The 19,996-nt window shown below is 28.1% G+C and carries 16 protein-coding genes; 9 read left to right on the top strand and 7 right to left on the bottom strand.

Annotation, left to right across the window (positions count from 1 at the left end; translation table 4 throughout):
- The first annotated feature begins 1 nt into the window (after nucleotide 1).
- Genes ACXYRN_RS01995 through ACXYRN_RS01975 form a run of 5 tightly spaced genes read left to right on the top strand, consistent with a single transcriptional unit; the run spans nucleotide 2 to nucleotide 6,294 of the window.
- Nucleotides 2-2,086 carry an ATP-binding cassette domain-containing protein gene (locus tag ACXYRN_RS01995; RefSeq protein ID WP_458607481.1) on the top strand — a complete coding sequence of 695 codons (2,085 nt, stop codon included), beginning with the start codon at nucleotides 2-4 and terminating at the stop codon, nucleotides 2,084-2,086.
- Nucleotides 2,067-3,104 (top strand): carbohydrate ABC transporter permease, encoded by a 1,038-nt coding sequence (locus ACXYRN_RS01990; RefSeq protein ID WP_435130539.1) that lies wholly within the window; start codon nucleotides 2,067-2,069, stop codon nucleotides 3,102-3,104. The genes ACXYRN_RS01995 and ACXYRN_RS01990 overlap by 20 nt, the downstream gene beginning before the upstream one ends.
- On the top strand, nucleotides 3,061-4,089 hold the full coding sequence (locus ACXYRN_RS01985; RefSeq protein ID WP_458607480.1) for a carbohydrate ABC transporter permease: 1,029 nt from the start codon (nucleotides 3,061-3,063) through the stop codon (nucleotides 4,087-4,089). The genes ACXYRN_RS01990 and ACXYRN_RS01985 overlap by 44 nt, the downstream gene beginning before the upstream one ends.
- A 2-nt stretch (nucleotides 4,090-4,091) precedes the next feature.
- Nucleotides 4,092-4,367, top strand: a complete 276-nt coding sequence (locus ACXYRN_RS01980; protein ID WP_458597372.1) for a hypothetical protein — start codon at nucleotides 4,092-4,094, stop codon at nucleotides 4,365-4,367.
- A 1-nt stretch (nucleotide 4,368) separates the two neighbouring features.
- Nucleotides 4,369-6,294: a hypothetical protein gene (locus ACXYRN_RS01975; protein WP_458607479.1), complete on the top strand. Its 1,926-nt coding sequence runs from the start codon at nucleotides 4,369-4,371 to the stop codon at nucleotides 6,292-6,294.
- A 138-nt stretch (nucleotides 6,295-6,432) separates the two neighbouring features.
- Here the strand turns inward: ACXYRN_RS01975 and ACXYRN_RS01970 are convergent, their stop codons facing one another.
- The 6 genes from ACXYRN_RS01970 to ACXYRN_RS01945 form a co-directional block, all read right to left on the bottom strand.
- Nucleotides 6,433-7,974 carry an Mbov_0400 family ICE element protein gene (locus ACXYRN_RS01970; protein ID WP_458607478.1) on the bottom strand — a complete coding sequence of 514 codons (1,542 nt, stop codon included), beginning with the start codon at nucleotides 7,972-7,974 and terminating at the stop codon, nucleotides 6,433-6,435.
- 12 nt (nucleotides 7,975-7,986) lie between these two features.
- Nucleotides 7,987-8,442, bottom strand: coding sequence for a hypothetical protein (locus ACXYRN_RS01965; RefSeq protein ID WP_458607477.1), 456 nt, complete (start codon nucleotides 8,440-8,442; stop codon nucleotides 7,987-7,989).
- A 303-nt stretch (nucleotides 8,443-8,745) separates the two neighbouring features.
- Nucleotides 8,746-9,243: a hypothetical protein gene (locus tag ACXYRN_RS01960; RefSeq protein WP_458607476.1), complete on the bottom strand. Its 498-nt coding sequence runs from the start codon at nucleotides 9,241-9,243 to the stop codon at nucleotides 8,746-8,748.
- Nucleotides 9,244-9,984: a hypothetical protein gene (locus ACXYRN_RS01955; protein WP_458607475.1), complete on the bottom strand. Its 741-nt coding sequence runs from the start codon at nucleotides 9,982-9,984 to the stop codon at nucleotides 9,244-9,246.
- Nucleotides 9,938-10,588, bottom strand: coding sequence for a methyltransferase (locus ACXYRN_RS01950; protein WP_458607474.1), 651 nt, complete (start codon nucleotides 10,586-10,588; stop codon nucleotides 9,938-9,940). Before ACXYRN_RS01950 ends, ACXYRN_RS01955 begins: the two co-directional genes overlap by 47 nt.
- Complete coding sequence (locus ACXYRN_RS01945) at nucleotides 10,569-11,744, bottom strand: DNA cytosine methyltransferase (RefSeq protein WP_458607473.1); 1,176 nt, start codon at nucleotides 11,742-11,744, stop codon at nucleotides 10,569-10,571. Before ACXYRN_RS01945 ends, ACXYRN_RS01950 begins: the two co-directional genes overlap by 20 nt.
- Nucleotides 11,745-11,830: 86 nt before the next feature.
- Between ACXYRN_RS01945 and ACXYRN_RS01940 the strand changes: the two genes are divergently transcribed.
- The gene (locus tag ACXYRN_RS01940) at nucleotides 11,831-12,832 is read left to right on the top strand and encodes an Mbov_0400 family ICE element protein (RefSeq protein ID WP_458607472.1); all 1,002 of its coding nucleotides are present in this window, start codon (nucleotides 11,831-11,833) and stop codon (nucleotides 12,830-12,832) included.
- Nucleotides 12,833-12,852: 20 nt separating this feature from the next.
- Here the strand turns inward: ACXYRN_RS01940 and ACXYRN_RS01935 are convergent, their stop codons facing one another.
- Nucleotides 12,853-15,351, bottom strand: a complete 2,499-nt coding sequence (locus ACXYRN_RS01935; RefSeq protein ID WP_458607471.1) for a putative immunoglobulin-blocking virulence protein — start codon at nucleotides 15,349-15,351, stop codon at nucleotides 12,853-12,855.
- Nucleotides 15,352-15,527: 176 nt separating this feature from the next.
- Here ACXYRN_RS01935 and mip point away from each other — a divergent pair, with 176 nt between their 5' ends.
- From mip to ACXYRN_RS01920, 3 genes are read left to right on the top strand one after another with little or no spacing between them, the layout of a single operon-like run.
- Nucleotides 15,528-18,131, top strand: coding sequence for an Ig-specific serine endopeptidase MIP (gene mip / locus ACXYRN_RS01930; RefSeq protein ID WP_458607470.1), 2,604 nt, complete (start codon nucleotides 15,528-15,530; stop codon nucleotides 18,129-18,131).
- The gene (gene gltX / locus ACXYRN_RS01925; protein ID WP_458607469.1) at nucleotides 18,118-19,524 is read left to right on the top strand and encodes a glutamate--tRNA ligase; all 1,407 of its coding nucleotides are present in this window, start codon (nucleotides 18,118-18,120) and stop codon (nucleotides 19,522-19,524) included. Before mip ends, gltX begins: the two co-directional genes overlap by 14 nt.
- A complete protein-coding gene (locus ACXYRN_RS01920) occupies nucleotides 19,514-19,903 on the top strand; it encodes a hypothetical protein (RefSeq protein ID WP_458607468.1) in 390 nt (129 codons plus the stop codon). The genes gltX and ACXYRN_RS01920 overlap by 11 nt, the downstream gene beginning before the upstream one ends.
- Nucleotides 19,904-19,996: the final 93 nt, after the last annotated feature.

Here is a 19,996-nt window from a genome sequence, read left to right as displayed (position 1 = left end):
TATGTTATTACTGAAGAAGTTAATTCATAAACTTAAAACTCAGTCTATTAATATCACCGATTCAGATTTAATGAAAATTCAAAAATACCGAGATGAATTTCGAGAAAAAAACCTAGATTCAGTTCCTGCAATTGAGTTGAAAAACTTAAATATCGATTTTGGTGAAACCTTAGCTGTCGATAATGTTAGTTTTAAAATCCCAGATGGTAAATTAGTAACTTTATTAGGTCCATCTGGTTCTGGAAAAACTACTACATTAAATGCTATTGCTGGTTTATTAACAGTAACATCAGGAAAAATTTTATTTAAAGGAAAAGATGTTACCGATTTTACTCCACAACGTCGCAAAATCGGATTTGTGTTTCAAAACTATGCTTTATATCCACATTTAAGTGTTTATGCTAACATTGCTTTTCCATTAAAAAATGATTATGATTGACAGTTTCGTACAATGTTAAAAAAGCAACAAGCACAAAATGAAATTAGAATTTTATATCTAAATGCGCTTGGTGCAAGTAAAAATGAAACAAATTCATTAAGACAAGCTTTTGATGACTGATTACTTTTATCTTATAATTTACAGCACAAATTCAACGAAGCATATGCTCGTATGATTGAAAATCTTGAAAAAGCTCATACTGATTATAAACTTGCCGTTTCACATGAAACATCTGAAATTTCCCTTTTAACTAAAAATGTCTTGAAAACTAATAAGCAAGTGGATCTTGATACTAAAACTAAAAAACAAGAAATTAAAGACAAATACCTATCTCAAAAAAGTAACAACTTATTAGAAGACCTTAAAAAAGCCGAAATTTTATCTAATATGGATCTTAAACTGCTACATTTTAAACCATTAAAACCTGAAGACATCCCGGCTCATTTAGAATTGCTACAGCAAGCAGTTGCAAATTTAGTTTCTGAAAACCTTGACCATCTAGAATTAAATGAGCGATTAAAAATTGTTTCAGTAGAAAAAAAATTATTGCATTTAATCACTCGCTATAAATATATTTTAAAACGTAAAGAAATATATGCTAAATATGCCGAGGAAAAAGCAAAAACCAAAGAAATTTATTTAGCTGCAAAAAGAGAATATAAGTTAGCAAAATCCGAAGATCTTAGTTTTAAACAACTTAAAGATGATAGCGAAAGATTACCATATGCTGCTCAAAAACACTTCATTAACCAAGTTAAGGAGTTAAGCAAAAGATATGATTTAGACAATAAAATAAAACAAGAACGCAAGAAAATTATTCCCCATATTCTAAGCGAAAGTGATCGCCAAAAAGTAAAAGAATTAACAAAAAATGTAATCTCTCTACGTAAAGCAATTCATAATGAAGTTATCGAAGTAGCAAAACGTGTTGAAATAGTTCCTATTTTACAAAAAAAACCGACTCGTTTATCTGGAGGTCAACAACAACGTGTTTCAATTGCTCGTGCAATTGTTAAAAAACCTGAAATATTATTAATGGATGAACCTCTTTCTAACCTTGATGCAAAACTACGGATTTCAACCCGTCAGTGAATTCGGGAAATTCAACAATCGCTCGGAATTACTACTGTATTTGTTACCCACGATCAAGAGGAAGCAATGTCAATTTCAGATATTATTGTTTGTATGTCAACTGCAAAAGTGCAACAATTTGGAACACCAATGCAGTTATATAATAAACCTAAAAACCAATTCGTGGCCCGTTTTTTAGGGATGCCTGAAATGGGATTATTCCCTTCAGAATATAAGGATAACAGAGTATATGTTGCTGGTAAATTGCTTGAAAATGTACTTATAAAAAATGTGTCAAATCCAAGTTTAAACATTGGGGTTCGTTCAGAAGACTTTATTATTAAAAACAACGAAGAAGCGATGTTTAAAGGTAAAGTTATCGTGCAAGAGAACTTCGGAAAAGAAAGTAAATTAATAGTTGAAGTTAATAACATCGGAAGAATTAACTTTTTATTAGATAATGATTTAGAATATCGAATCGGGGATAATATTTATTTTGATTTACCTATTTCAAAATTGCATATCTTTGATGCAGTTTCCGAAGAAAGATTAGAATATGAAATATCTAATTCGTAAGTTGCACTCTTTTATCTCGATTCATATGGGGTTTTTACTTAATTGGTCACTAAAAAAACAATCACAAAAGAAAGTCGTTTTATCACATTCAATTTTAGAACGTCGTACCCCTTTATATATCCCATTACTTTTACTACTCCCTGGATTTTTACTCATTTTAATGTTTACATTAGTTCCAATGGGAATTAATATTTATCAATCTTTTACAACCGAAAGCGGTGAAGGAACATGAAAGAATTATGAATATGTGTTTAAAGATGCACGTTTTGCTACTGGGGTAAGAAACTCATTTATATATGGTTTAGTCGTGCTACCATTTGTGATGTCCTTTTCACTAATTATTTCTTCAATTATTGCAAAACTACATCGTAAATATGCACGTGGAATATGACAAACTGTATTCTTTATGCCTTATATCACTAATGCTGTTGCAGTTTCACTGGTATTTATCCAATTCTTTGCTCCAGCAGGGATATTAAATAAAATTACCGGTTCCACTCGTGCCTGATTAAACACATCCGATCCATATACATTCAATGCATTGATTGCAATGTTTATTAACGGGATTTGAGGTGGATTAGCATTTAACATCCTTATATTTACCACAGCAATGCTCGGAGTAGATAAAAATCTTTATAAATCTGCTTCTATCGATGGATGTGGTGGGATCAAACAATTCTTTAGCATTACTTTACCATCAATTAAAGGGACCATTAACTTTATAATCACCTTAGGTATCATCGGAGGCTTAAAAGTCTTTCCACTTGCTTTATTCAATAATAACCCAACCGATGCCTTTTCATACGGTGGTGGAACCTTAATGTTATATGTATATTTAATGACTAAAAGCGCGCAATTTCATAATGCAGGTGCTGCAGCTATCTTGTTATTTATCATAGGTGTAAGTTTTTCATCTATTATTCGTGGAGGATTTTTTATGGTGCAATTATCATTAAATAATTTAGGAGAAAGAAATGTTTGAGTTAAAGTTAAAAATTCAACAACTTCTAATACATAGAAAAATCCGTCGCAACCAAGAAAAAGTTACCACCCAAGTAATCGACAGCAATCCTGCATCAGCAATTTTTTTATCGGTTTTAAAGTTATTAGTGTTATGTTTTTTTGGTGTTCTAATATTATTCCCATTTTTCTTTATGATTTCAATTTCATTAATGACCGATGATGAAGTAGCAAACCTAAGTACTAATTTTCGATTTGTTTCTGATTTTACCGAAGGAAATACATATTATCAAGGGACCAAAGGTATAGGTGATACTGTTGCTTGGTCAAAAGTTGTTGCAAATACCTACCATCGTGCATTAGCAACTGGTTATTGAAATTCATTAGGTTTTACTGCATTAAATGTTATTATATCGGTTGTTTTAAAAGTATTTATTACCTTTTTAATGGGTTATGCTTTTGCTCTTAAAAAGTGACGTGGAAAAGGTTTGGTTTGATTCTTAGCACTTGCTTTATTAGTGCTACCTGAAGTTGCCTTATTATCTGGACAATATATCGTGGTATTTCGTACTAATATGCGTGCTAATTATACTGGTTTATTATTTGCCATTGCTCTTCCGTTTGTATCTAGCATCTTTAATACTGTTATGTATAAAAACTCATTTGAAGCAATTCCAGGACGCATTAAAGAAGTATCATTAATTGATGGAGCAGGCGGGATAAAATATATGTTTAAAATTGCCTTTCCAATGGTAATGCCTACTACTTTAACTATTGTTATTTTAACTGCTCTTGCTTCTTGAAATGCTTACTTGTGACCATCAATTCTAGTTTCCGATCGTAATTCATTACAACTGCTATCAGTTTGATTATTTAATGCTGGTATGGATTTTAGCGATGATAACAGTGCTGGTGTTCCACTCCAAAATATTAAAATGGCTGCAGCTATCTTTGTAATCTTGCCAATGTTTATTATTTATTTATTACTTAGAAAAAGAATTATGAATGCAATCAGCAGACAAGGTTCAACTATTAAAGGATAAAAATGAGAACATATAAACGCAGAATTATTATTTGAACAATTATTGCTGCATTGGCCTTGATAGCAATCATCGGATTATCAATTTTTATCCACCAATTAGGTTATACCATTGAATTAAACAAAAAAGTCGAACTAGATCGGAGCATCATAGATGCATTTCAGTTTTCTAAAGCATATTCTATAGGAGGTTTAGCATTTTCTTGTGTAGTATTTATCATCGGTGTAATTATTTCATATGCTGGTTTTAAATCTTGAAAATACTCAGAAATGTTTAGTTAATATGAACAAAAAAATTAAATATCTCCTTTTTACAACCTTATCTTCATGTGTCGTTCCTTTAACAGCCGTGTCCTGTTTATACCAAGGTGATAAAACAATTCAGTATGCTAAGGATTGAGTCCAACAAAACGGATTTAATATCAAACAAAGAGTTGCTGACAAAAAAATTCCTGCATTAGTAAAATTTGAAAATAATTTATATACAGCAAACTGACTAGCATATACATATTCAGATGTAGACATCAGATATCAAAATTTAAATGTCTCTATTAATAACTCGTTTTTAAAAACAAGCCTACCAACAATTATTACAACAGCAGGTAAAGGTGTTGCATTTAACCAAGATAATATCAACTTTTTAGCAAATAGTATCCTTTTGATGCAATACAACTTTGATCAATATAATAAAAAACATAAATACCAGCGACAAGGACAAGACTTAATTAATTCAAATATCATTTTGTTAAATGATATTCACACAAAACAAAAACAAATCTTAGAGAAACTAGATGCATATCATAAAATCAACGGAAAACGTTCTGTTGCACAAATATTAGTCCACAAATATGGAACAAATGAAGCAGGGGATGATATCGATTTAGAAAAACAAATTTTAACTTTATATCAATCATTAAGCAAAATTGAATATTATCAAATTGATGATTTTAATAAAGTTATTACCGAAGATAAAGTTAAAAGCATTGTATATAACTTCATCAAAGATACTCCATTAGCAGTTGGGATAAATTATGTCGATTATGCTAACAAGGAACAGCTAGAAGCATTTAAACCAGTGAATAAACTTTTAACTTATAACAATGCTGACATTTCATTTAAAATTGATTTTGCAAATAACATCCGTGGAAACACCATTGATACTAATTTAGTTAATTTAACTCTACAAAAAAATAAGATTCTTGATTCAAAAATTGATTACACCAAAATAGATGCTAAAAATACTTTAAAAAACATTTGAAATGTGTTTTATAAATTATATCCTAATTATCGCATTGAAACTGATGAATCACTTCCTGCAAACTTGGAAGATGAAATTCACGGAATTACTCGTGGATTTGGTCCTACTTACTTAATTTTTGGAATTTCACCATCTGCAACATCTGATACAAAAGAAAATAAAAACGATGAATATAAAGTCTTTACTGAAAAACTCAGTGAATCAGAACAAAGTGAATTTTTATCAAAACCAAAAGAATTTATCCAAAATCACATCGATATGCTTTATTATAAAACTTATCATTCATACATTAATACCTTACCCGAAACTCTTGAAACAATTAAAAAAACGCAAGAGAATATTGAAAAACTACAACAAGAAATCAAACAACTTCAAAATGATAATGACACAAAGAAGTTGGATGAAAAAATTTCTGCTTTAAAAGCTGCAGAATTGTTTGTAAAAAATACCAATAAAAAAGTTGATGTTTATAAAATTGTTATAGATTATTTTGAAAAAACTCTGCCGGCTGTTAAAAAAGCATCTGAAGCATTGCGAAATCCTAATCTTAATGCTACTACAAAGGCACAAGCGACAAAAACTATTAATGACTTTTTAAACTTTGAAGTTGTTAAATTTGATTTGGATAATATTTACAAACTAATCGATAAAAGTTTTGCAGAATCTAAAACATCACAATATTCATTAGCTGATTTATTCGCTAAACTCTTATTTTTAAATAAAATATATAAAACTCAATCTGTTTTAGGATATAAAATAAATACAGATTCTAAGAAACTTACATACTGAGTAGAATTTTATAATCAAGAAGATAAAAAATGATATTTATTCGATGTATATGGATACTATAAATCCATCAAAAAAGATAAAAACTCAAATATTGATACATTTATCTTTGATAAATTAGATAATCATTTTGAAAAACTACCAAATTCTAATTCAGAGTTATAAAAGTTGTCTATACACTTTGTGTAGACAACTTTTTATACCCACAAAATAGTGCCTATAAAGCCATATTATGTTCTTTATGGTTAGTGACTTTATTATTTTGTTAAACAGTATACATTTATCTGCTAAAACATATCACACTTACATCACATTCTCTTTTACATCTGATTTTTCATCACTATATAACTCTTTTAATTCATTAAATTGATTGAAAACATTTTTATATGTATAATCAAAGTATTGGCTATATATACCATTTTTTTTTAAATCTAAATTCATTTGATATACTTTTTTTTCTAGTAAATGATATCTTATCTCTTGCATCTGATTGGCTGATAATTTTGGGTCCAAATATGAATATACATTTATATCTACATGTATTCCTAGTTTGATTTGTTCTTGTTGCTGCTCATTAAATAAATGTAACTGTGAATTTATTTCATCTACTTTAGCGACCTTATGTTTGATGTTTACAATTTCTCTGTGACTACTGCTCTCAGATGTAATGTGTTTTCGTTTGTGAACTTCATCCAAAATTGCATCAAAATATGGCATATTCAACTTGTTCATATATTCACTATTTACTCCTTTTTCTTTTACATCATCGCTAATAACCTTCTTTTTATCTTCGAGTAATGTATTTCTAATTTGTTGCATTTGATAATATGATAATTTTGAATCTAGGTATAATTTCACATCCAACGATAACTCTAGTCCTTTTCTTATCTCTTGCATTTGTTTTCAATCGTATTTTGGATCTATATATAAATATACCTTATCTAATATATAATCTTTTTGTAAACCAAGTCTTATCTGTTGCATTTGAAAACCATTAAAAATATTTTTTGTATATTTTTTAACATCTAAATTTGCTTTTAAACCTAAATATATTTGTTCAAGTTGGCTTGAATAATATTTATTAAAATCAAATTTATTATCTGTAATAAAACTTGAAAATTCACTTGAAATCTTATTTTTATATTCATTAAAAAAATTAATTTCATTATGAATATCAGTTAATTCTAAATCACAACCTTTTGATAGTTCCTTAAGTTCAAACAGAATATCATAATTGTTGTTACGATAATTTATAATTTCATTATATAACTCTTGTTTTTGTATAATTTGTTCAACTGAAATATTACTTTTTGATTTATATGTATTTAATTCCATATCAAGAAAATTTTGATGGCTATAAAGTGTTCTTGATTTAACTTCTTCATCATAAAAATATATCTGACTTATCGAAACAAACGGAGGATTATTTTTTAAATTACGATATAACTGTGAATAAATTTCATCAATATCATCTATATTAAAATATTCAGTATCTAAAAATAAGACAGAATCCTTTTCAAAAACCTTGTATAAATCTTCCTTTGCAATATTTAATTTATAAATTTGTGTTGTATCTATATAACTGTCATTATATAGCAATCCATTGCCTGACTTTTTAATTAAAACTTCATATTCATACGGTTTTCTTTGGATTTGTTTTTTATTATATGCACTTCTAGATTTAAGATAGTAAAATGAACCTGTTAGATCGCTGTAAAAGAAAATAACAGGATGTATTCCATAATCTTCTTCAAACCTATCAAATGTAATAGGTTTTTTCGGTAGTATTGGTTTCATATTATATCCGTTTGTTAATTTGTATTCAAAATTTTGTTTTTGTGTCATATTTTCCTTAATTTAATTAAATATCCTTTGTTTATTTATCCTAATTTCTTCCTTATATTGATTATCATTTCCAAATTGTGAATATATTAAATCAATTTTTTCTATAATTATGAAAAAATCTTTGTTTTCTATATTATCGAACTTCTCTGTATTTAACCCGCATCTCAATACATTAATAAATTTACTAAATGAATAGTTTTCATTTCCAGATTCGATATCACTTTTAATTGTAAATGTCTTAGCGACTAATGCTAAATATTGAAAATTTACATCAATATAATGTGTGCTATTATTCGGATGTGCCATTAAGAAATGTTGATTTGGTGTTAGTGCAATTAAATTTTCTAAATAATCTGCTATTTGTGGAAATTTAGACTGTGGAAAGATATGAAGCACTTGTGTTGCATCGTTATTATCCGTTAATCCTATAATTTCACTTTTATTGTTATTATATTTTTGATTCAACATTTTTATTGCTTTTTTTGCTTTATCGATTAAGTATTTTCGATATGTTGTCTCATTAATTTTTCTTATTTATAACTTGTGCATAGTCATTTCTAGACATATTTTTAGGTTTTAGATCTCTAAAATTTGTTTTATTGTATGTTAAATCATCTAATGTAATAATATTTTTAGACAAATAACCTTTTTTAGTTCCTAAGGATTTATTTACAAATGAAAGTGGATTTATAATTTTAGTAAAAATTCTATAAATTTCTAATGTCCCCTTAATTTTTGTATTTTGTTTATAAAAATTTGTTAAATGTTCATTTAATATTTAAAGGTATAAGCATTGGTGTTGTTTAAAAAATTCACAAAATAATGATATATATCAGTATCTTTTAAAACCTTTTTGATATACTCGTATAAGAAGTTTAGAGCATTCATTGGTCTTAATGCAATATATTCTAAAATTTTTTTATTAATTACTTCAAAGTGCCTTACATTATTTACTTTGTTTTGTTTTAAAACTCCTGCATATACAAGTAAATTGATAGGTTGTCCAAAATATTTATCGTATTCTCTTGATGATTTATTAGTTGGATTTGGTTTGGTAAATAGATTTGAAACATTTATAACTGTATATTCATTAAATCAAATGTCTTTTACTTTAAATGTATCCTTTTTATTATTGATATATTCTAAAATACAATCAGAAACTATTGACAAAACATCATATGTACACTTTTGATCAATTCATCTAGAATTTTTTGAAATTCTTAAATCATAATTCTTATCATCGAAGAAATCGCTTAATAATTTATACATCTAATTTAGCTCCTTGTTTTTCCCGAATCAAAAAACACTTGAAGAATCAATGTTTATTGAACGAGTTTGATAATTTCGTGCAATATGATAGAACTTTCTAAACTCATCGGTTGAAATATATTCTTTTTGTTTGTCATTTAACTTTAAATTATTCTTAGGTATTAATATCGCTACTGATCCGTTTGTTAGATAACCCTTTGGTTTTGATATTAGCCTAGGTTTATAAGTCATATTAGGTGTTAAATAAGCATTTTCATAATCAAGATATTTATAGACATCTAATTTTTTTGCAACAACATCCAGGATGTAAGAATCATAATTTTCTATTTCGCTGATACTTTTTCCACTATCATCAATGTTTTTAGACTTCAAGACTCTTATTGTATTTTGTTTGTTATTAATGAGTATTGAATTAGTAATTTGACGGTCTCTAAATACCTTAAAAATATCAAATTCCATTTTTTTATATACAAAATCAAAAAATTCATCACGATAAATAACTCAGTATGGCAATTCCTTAGAGAAAATATAGTCCCTGAATTGATAATTTTCTTGTTTTTTGGGTAATGATTTAATATAAATTCTATCTATAATACATTTTGAAATTGTTATATTAATAGTTTCGATTAAAATATCATTAAATCCTTTTTCGCCAAAATCTATAATTGATGAAATATTAAAATTAACTAATAAGTTACGTGTTTCTTGATATTCTGGTGTATTTAATAAATTTTTTGGCATTATCAGTGAAATGTTCTCGGCTTCTAATAAAGATTTTTCTAAAAATAATCCCTGCTAAATTTTTTAAATTTTCTGAATATTGATGTAAATTTTGATATTCAACTTTTTTAATTTTATTTATTTTGGTAAACGGTGGATTTCCAATAATTAAATCAAATTTTTTATTAAATTTTAACATTAAATAATCATCATTTACATATTTAATCTTAAAATTTTCAGGTATATTGTTTTCATAAAGAATCTTTAAAAGTTCTAATGATTCATTATTTATATCAATAATTGTTAAATTCACAATATTATTTTGATATTTTCTAAATAAAATAGGTAAAAAATTACCTGAACCCACTGCAGGTTCTAAAATATTAATTTCTTTCTTTGTAAATTCGGGTAATTGTGAATATATTTGCTCTAAAATAATTTGTGGTGTATAAAATGCTGCATAATGATTACGCTTACTATTAGATAATTCAATTATTCTAGATAAACTATTGAAATCATATTTTTGTTTGTTATCTTTAATAAATTTAATTAAATTCTGATGGTTTATTAATTCGTTTTCTTCTATAATTTGTTTTATTTGTTGTTTATTTAAACTTTTCTTCATCAAAAAACTCTTTCTTAATATTCTTAGCAATTTGTTCAAAGATTACGGTAGGTACTGATTCACCGATACAATGTCTTATATTCATTTCATTCTTTTTTGAAAAAGCAACTTTTTCATCATAAGATAACTTATTCAACTGTGACAGAGGGATATTAGTTCATTTAAAATCATTTGGTATTGTCATCATTTTCATTAACTCTCGAATAGAAAATACTCTATTTTGATTCGGATGAATTGTATTTTGACTTGCTAGTTGATCGTTTCTAGTATGAATACATGGAGCAACCTTATCAAAACTTTGTCTTTTATACTTATCACCATTTTTATTTTTATTTATTATTATTTTACCATTAATAATTTTATGTGGCTTATTTATATCTTCTAAATTATCAAATGCTGATTGTCCTGGTTTGATATTTTGTATTCATGATTGCATATGGTGTTTATAAGTTCGGAAGCTATGAAAAAAATCTTCGTTATCATATTCACCTCATTTTAATGATTTCATATCACCAATCACATGATAGAGCGTTTTTTCACCCTGATATTTAGGAAAGATTTTCTCAACATCAATTTTATCAGTTAATTTCTTATGAACACCAATGACTAAGGTTCGTGTTCTTGATGAGTTGCTCCCATAATTTTTGAAATTTATAATTTTATGTTGATATTCATAATCTTTACCTAAACTTTCTTTAATAGCTTCTGATATTGTAACGATTTTTTTGTTATATAAACACCCCGTCTTTCAAAAGGAAGCAACGTTTTCAAAAATAAAAAAATTTGGTTGAATATTGTTTATTAATTTTATACTTTCTACAATTAAACTATTTCGGTTTATATCATTGTTATTCTTTTTATGATTTGCAACACTCATCCCTTGACACGGCGGAGTAGCAATAATTACATCAACAACATTATTACCAAGCAAATGTCATCTTTGTATCTCATTATATAAATTATCATAATTTTCTTTGATATCACCTAATAAGTAACCACTTTGATATTTACATTTATTATTTATTCGTTGTATATTTAAACGTTTATCAAGTAATTCACTTGTAGCGATGCATTCATATCCTTGCTTTTTAAACCCGAAACAACCAACTCCTGCTGATGAAAACAGTGTAATATAAGTTAATTTATTATCAATCATTTTACCCCTTTATTTTATTATATATAAATTTAAAAATTTGTTTTTGCTTTATTTTAATGTTTTATAATTTTATTAAAGGAGTTAATATGTCAGAACAAAAAGATAAAATACAAAAACATTTTGAACCATTAAAACCTTTCAAACCATATGAATCAGTTACCTTTGATCGACTTGAAAATAATTTTGGTGTACATCCAATTGTAGTTTTTTTAGATATTTATAAAGATGTTTATTACTACGTTAAAGCGCGAAGTGCCAAAAACAAATTTCATCATAAGCGAGCTAAATTGGAATATGAAATCAAGGTTCCTAAAGCAAAAACTGGTTTATTTATCCATGATAGCTTTATAGATACATCTGAAATTTATAAAATAAGTGACCATGATCTGCATGAAGTTTTTGATGAAGAATCAATTTATTATTTAGAAACAGATTTTTTTAACATCGAACAAATTCATGAGTTATATAAAGGGATAATTGATAATTTAAGTAAAAATCGACCTCTTGTATCGCTTTCGCATGTATATATTGATAAAAAAAATCAAGTGCGTGCTAAGACATTATATGCTTGTGATAACTTTTTAAAGCGTGATTATGATTGAGTGCGTGATGATGCAACTTTAACATCAAAACAACGCGAAGCTAAGAAAACTTTATTGCTTGAAATCGAAAAAAAACGTAACAAGGACCCACAAACACTTAAAGAACTACAAAACTTATTAATTTGAATTAAAAGGGAATACCAAGAAGCATTATTTGAATATCAAGGTCGTAGTCGCGAACAAGAGTTGTTAGTTAATCAATTTCCAGATTATGTCGAATTATGAAATAATGATTTAGATTCGTATTGTCATGGGCAATTGCAGGAAATACGTCTTGGTTTAGAAAGTGGAGTTGATACCAGTTTATATTCTAGTGGTCTTTTTGATGCTTGACAGATGGAAGAAATACGACTTGCCTTAGAATCAGGATTAGATTTTAAAGAATTTGCAAATCCAAGTTTATCATGAGAGCAGATGCGAGAAAAACGTAAAGAATTATCGGGTGATAAATTCATTGACGAATCAAATTATAAAGAAATAAAATAATACCTTTTTAGGTATTATTTTTATATTTCTTGTATATCATTTAATTGATAATCAACATTATATCCATTTGCCTTTAATTGATTATATAAATTGGTTGCGTTATTTGGAACAAAGATTTTAGTTGTTTCTTTAAAGAAAGTTCCATCGCTATAAGCAATCAATGTTGATAAGTTAGCTAAACCAGTTCCATCTAAAGTCGCACCTGGTATTTTTGGTTTAATTAAAATATTCTTGGTTCCTTTGACATTTGAAAAAATAATTTTAGAGCGAGGCATCGGGATATCTTTTGCTAAAACCATAGCGAATTGTGCTTTATTCATATTATCAGTATCAGTTTCTCATGTATCGGAATTATTATATAAGACAATTCTGGTTAATTTACGTAAGGTTGAATAACCGTGATCTTCATCATAGAAAATCATATTTTTAAGTCCTTTTGCTTCTTTAATTCGAGATAAATCTAAACCAGTCGGATATGAATTTCCAGAAGCATTACGATCGGGTTTCAACCCTGGACCCATTGCACCTTGGAAAATACGTTCATTATTTCTGGTTACATATGCCATACGTAATCCATTATTAATTGTTGTCATATCATTTTCACCATGTCAGTCATCTTCATCAAAAGCAAGTGAATTAAAAGTAATTCTAGTAGTAATTTTTTCATATCGATTATAATCGGAACTTACATTATAGTCTAAGGTATTTACTCAAGCTACATTTCTTAGCGCTCATGGATTAATTGATCATCTTTCATCAAGTGAATTTAAGCTGGTGTATAAACCAAGTTCATCAATATTTTTATCAGAAATAGCTTCAAGAGCAGATGTGTTAAAGCTATCAAAATATAATTCTAATAAAGGTAAATGTTTAGGCAACACTGATAATAAACTTCTAATATTTTGAGCATCATCATATTTACCGATGTTTAATATTCTAATTCCCAGCGGAATATCATTTGCAGCTACCATATTTTTAATAACATTGGTTATTTTAGCAAATGCTTTTTCATTAGCTAAATCAGCAGTCATTATAAATGCTTTTTTAGGCCCATTAGGATTTGCAGTATTCGATGATTCTTTGTTATATTCAGTTACTGAAATTCCATCACCACTTTCAAAACCATATTTACGGTATTTATATGACATATCACCATCATATTTTCTTCACCCAGGATAATTACCACGGGCAATGTCATCAGGACTACGAGTTCATTGTGTATCATATCCTAAAGCTCGCTTTTCAGCATTATTTCGTTTCATTTCAGCAACAACTGAATTGAAAATTGGACTTACTGCATATGAATCTAGTTCACCTTTATCATTTACATAAACATTTCTTTCATCTTTACTGATATAAAATCCTTTTGCAAGTTCATTTTTAAGGTTTTGTGATAATTCTTTAAACTTACTTGGGTCCATATTCATTGCTATTCATAATCACCCTACTTTTAAATACTCTTTTCCATAACCACGAACTGGTGGGATATATTCTAAAGTATCGGTACGGCTAAATCATTCATCATATTTATTTTGAACTGAATCATACATAAATTTCTTAGCATTACCAGCCTCAATTACATTACGATATTTATCATATAATTGTAAAATTAAATTTAAATCATTAGGACTATTATTTAAATAATTTTGCAATTCATCATGACCTCTAGAAATATATAAGTCTTTATAGTATTCTTGAAGTGGACCAGGTTTTCCTGGAACACCTGCTCAAAGATTACTAAAGGCTTTCAATGATGCTTCTCCATTTGAAACTGTTTGCGCATAGTTTTCAGCATTAAGTTTAACATCTTTTAAATCAGGAACTAATTCAGCACGATATGGTATACGATTTGTGATTCCTTTTTCTTGATCGCTACGTTTATCTACACGTGGAGGAACATCTTCAACAGTAACTTGAATATTACCTACATCTGTTTGCACAGTTTTAGTAACTGTTTTTGGTTGTTGTGGTTTTTCAACAGGTTGTACAGGTTGTATAACTTGTTGTGGTGGGATAATTTCCGGTTTCTTTTCTATAGGTTTAGGAGTTTCAATAACCTTAGGTGGTTCAACTACTTTTGGCTGTTCGATAGTAGGTGGTGGAGTTTCTGTAACTTTTTCTGATGTACCAGGTTTACTAATCGGTTCATTAGTAAGTTGTGGTGGGTTAGGTTCCTCAGGTTTTTTGATTTCTTCTTTTTTTGGAGGCTCTTGTGGTTTTGGTTGTACTTTAATAATATCTTCTTGATGTACATCCGAAGGAATAGTTTTGATTTCTTCTTTTTCAGGAGTTTTGACTGTTTCTGGATCTTTATGTTTTAGGTTATAATCCTTTGAAGTCTTACTTCCTTCTAAAATAAGGTTACTGCGAGTATCAAAGGTTTGTTGATCACTAACAGTAAATGAGTGATAACTGTTATCAGCAGCAGTTGCAACAATATTAGCAAACACCCCAGATGCAGCCGAGGTTATCACAATAGAAGAAAGAGCAATTAAACTAATTTTTCAGGTCCGTTTCATAATATATCTCCTTGTATTGATATTATAACACTTTAAAAAATTTTTTATATTTAGTATAATATCAATGATTTATTTGAAAATATTTTATTACTTTTGGAAAATTAAAAATATTTTTTTTAAAATTAAAGTAGTAAAATTTATTCAAATTATCTTATATTAAATAATAAGGAGAAATTATGCCATTAAAAATAAAAAAATCCAAGTTTTTATCTAAATTCTTGCTTTTTAATGCTACTGCTGCTTTTATAGCTATTTCTGCTGTTGCATGTGGAACAAAAACCAATTCAAATGCAAATGAAGGTGAAAACAAAAAAGAAAACCCTGATAATCCTGGTTCTGGAAATCAAGGGACTAATCCTGGAACAAATCCACAAAATCCTGGTAATACACTTACAAAAAATGAATTACAGCAAAAAGTTGAAAAATCTTCTTTAAATGATTTATTTAATATTGATTTTTCAGGAAATAAGTCAGATGTATATGCTTCAAATGTTGATGTAACAAAGGATGCAATTGCTATTAGGGAACCAGGAAAACTTATTTTAAAATTATCAGCAAAAGAAAATGAAATTCCTCAATTTACCATAACAAATACCAAAGTAGATGATGCTAATGGTAAAATAACTATATTTATGGCTTTTGGTAAAGATGCTGATGTTTATAAAAGTTTTACAATCGATGGATTTAAGAAAAAAGAAGAATTTAACTTTGGTCAAACCAAAAATGTTAGTGAAAATGACCAAGTAAACTACTTTATTAATATGAATCAAGATCAACAATTTGATTATGATTGAAATTTAATTAAAAACAGATACCTTAGCGCAGATTCGACTCTTACAAGTAATTTAACTTCGCAACAAAAACAAGAAATTGATGCAAAATTAAAAAAACTGGATATGCCAAATTATGATGAATTAAGAATCAAGGGGTATTCAATTGCAGTTAATGATAAAGATAAATTGAAATTACAACTTCCTAATATCAGTCCTCGTGTGGCTGCTAACTGAACTGATGCTATTAATAATCCAGAAAATAATACAGGAGTCGCACGAACTATCACTAACCAACAATATTCAGATTTTGCCAAACAATCTTATCATGTAAGTATTAATCATTTTTTATTTACTAAAGATGAAAATCAACAAAACCTTTTAACCACTGCATTAACAAATAATATAGATTTGGGAAACTTGATAAATCAACTTAAAGATTCAGATACTAAAACAAAATTATTAGACAGATGAAACAAATCGAATGGTAACCGTGGTGTTTGAAAACTTATCCAAGATGATACCGAAAAGCAACTTGTGGCTGACTATGGAAACGAAAAGGAAGGTGGTAATGAAAAAGATGCAGTCATATATACTAATTGATTAAAATCTGAATATGATAAAATTTACAAAAAATTAGATGAAACAGCCGGTTTAGATCCAACCGTAAAACAAAAAGTTAAAGATTATATTAGCAAAAATAAACCAACTGATTTCAACCAATTAGTTGGATATCCAAAAAAACAAGAAACTGAAGCGGGAACTGCATCAATAATTGATTATGAAATCAAAGAAGGCCAAAGTTATCCAACCAAATTCTACTTTATCACTAACTACCACGTGGTAAATGGTATAAGTTCTTTACCTGATTTTACCTTAGGATTAACTCGTTTAAATAATAATGGTAGTTATATTGGTAATCAATTAAAAACTATTCCTTTTGATCAGTATTTTTCAAGTTTTAGCTTTGATAAAAATTCTGTTAAGGTTATTTTAGATGGTCGTAACTTCTTTAAATTTGACCCTACATCAGTTGCAACTAATGCTCAAAATGCAAAAGAATTTTTAGATTTTGCTATCTTTGAAGTAGATGTTGATAAATTACCTGAAAACTTGCTAAATGGAAAAACCAAAGAACAATTTGCTAAAGATATGTCAAATGATTATGTAAACAATACAAATAAAGTATCATTTCCTACTTTTGATTACTTATCACAAAGTGGTTATGATAGTGTAGATGGGCCAATTATTAAACGTCAAATTGATGATCACAAGAAAAAACCTGTTTCTGATTACAACTTACTTTACCTTGTTGGTTTTCCAGCAACACAAACTAAATCACAAGGGTTTGTCGACTTCTTTTTACAAGAAGGTGATGGACAATATACAAATAAAGATTTAATAACTAGCGCACCTTATTCATATTCATTATGAACTAATGCCAACCGTTCTTTATACGGAAAAAGTTCAACAGATTTAGCAAATAATCCAAGAGCACAACGTGGTGGATTTTTATCACATTCAAATGTACTTTCTGAATTTAAGAACCGCAAAGGTGTCTTTGATCGCTTTTTAGCACTTCCGTTTTTATCTTATGGTGATAATAAACCAAATCTATTTACATCCAAAGATGATGGAAAAGAATACTACCATTCAGGACTGTCATATGCGATAAGAGACTTTAATGTTGGTGGTGGTGCATCTGGAACAGGTGTTAGAACCAAGAAAAATGAATTAGTTGCTTTAGTTGATTCAGTATTCTTTATCTCAAGGGTTACTATTGCTACAGCATTGCGTTCATCGGGTGTTAACTACGATGGAGCATTTGGTGATTACAACACCCCTCAATATGATGTTATTTATGGTGGAGGTAAAGATCAAAATAATTCCTTTAAGCAAGCTCTTGAAAAACTTTATGGAGCAAATTACAAAACACACCTTTTTGATAAAGGAGTAAATTCTGCATACTCAGATCATGCATTCAAGGATAATGTAAATGCAAAAAGTTAGAACACGTTATGCACCAAGTCCTACCGGTTATTTACATATCGGAGGAACTCGAACAGCTTTATTTAACTATTTATTTGCAAAACATTATAATGGAACATTTATCTTCCGTCTTGAAGATACAGATGTCAAACGCAATGTTATCGGTGGTGAAGCATCACAGATAGATAATTTGGCTTGATTAGGTATCATACCTGACGAATCACCTTTAAAACCAAACCCAAAATATGGCCAATATCGACAAAGCGAAAAACTAGGTCGCTACCAACAAGTTGCAAATATGTTGTTAGAACTAGGATTTGCTTATAAAGCATATGATACAACCGAAGAATTAGAAGCACAAAAGCAAGAAAGCGATGCAAAAGGTATTCCTAGTTTTCGTTATAATCGCAATTGATTAAAAATCTCCGATGCAGAAAAACAAATTCGTGATCAAAATGGTGCTTATTCGATTCGGTTAGCGATGCCAAAAAATCAAGTTTATCAATGAAATGATATAGTACGTGGACAAATAAGTTTTAACTCAGATGAAATTGGTGATTGAGTAATTATTAAATCTGATGGATATCCTACTTATAACTTTGCAGTAGTAATCGATGATTATGATATGCAGATTACACATATTTTAAGAGGTGAAGAACATATCGGAAACACACCAAAACAAATTGCTTTATATCAAATGCTTAACTGAAATATGCCTGAATTTGGACATCTTACCATTATTACTAATATGGATGGTAAAAAACTCTCTAAGCGTGATACATCATTAAAACAATTTATAGAAGATTATAAAAATGAAGGATATTTACCTCAAGCAATATTTAACTTTTTATCATTATTAGGTTGAACTGCAGCAGATGCTAATGAAATGATGTCGCATTCCGAAAATATTTTAAAATTCGATCCAAATAGATTAAGTAAAAGTCCATCAAAATTCGATATTTTGAAAATGAATTGATTTTCAAAACAATATATGAAAACTCAAGATAACAATGAAATTTTAAAACATTTATCACTTGATAATAGTAATAAAAGTTTACAATGAATTAATTTATTTATCGATACATTTAAACAAAGTGTTATCACATATTCTGAAATGAATCAAAATTTAATGCTTTATCTTAATCCTATTGATAAGCACTTTGAATTTAATGATAATGAAATTCAAGTTATCAATGAATTTAAAAATCATATAGACTTTAATAACTTTAGTATCGAAAATATTCAAGATGCAATCAATACCACTTCAAAGAACTTAAACATTAAAGGTAAAAATCTTTTTATGCCCATACGTCTTGCAACTACATCGCAACAACATGGTCCTGAACTAGCAAAAGCAATATATTTATATGGACCAGAATTTATCAAGGATGCATTAAAAAAATATGAAAATTAATTTTAAATCAACAACAAAACAAAATGGTGAATCAAAAGATATTGATTTTATTTCTGTGTTAGATTATGAATTTGATGATGGTTATCACATTTTAACTTTTAGCGAACCTTCACAAGGAATTCGAAATCGAATCGAAATATCAGAAACCAATATCAATATTTATGCAGGTGCTACAACCGTATATTTAAAATACCAAAAAGAATTTAAGTTTTTATTAGATCTTGAAGGTTATAATTGACGCAACCAAGCAATCGAACTAGTATCAAATTGGTTTTATAAAAACTTTGCTGATGATTTATTTGAATTCACTTATACACTAGCTAAAGATGGACAACTTTTAGGTGAGTATTCCATTAATTTAACCTTAATTAAGGATTAAAAATATCCCGAAAAACTTGTTTTTTTGGGATATTTTTTACCTGCATTTCCCACTTAAGTGGGATTTTTTATTTGATTATTTAACTCTCTTATA

This window comes from Mycoplasma sp. 4423 (assembly GCF_054353855.1).
The sequence above is the reverse complement of the archived record's forward strand: the minus strand, read 5'-3'. Positions and strand labels throughout refer to the sequence as shown.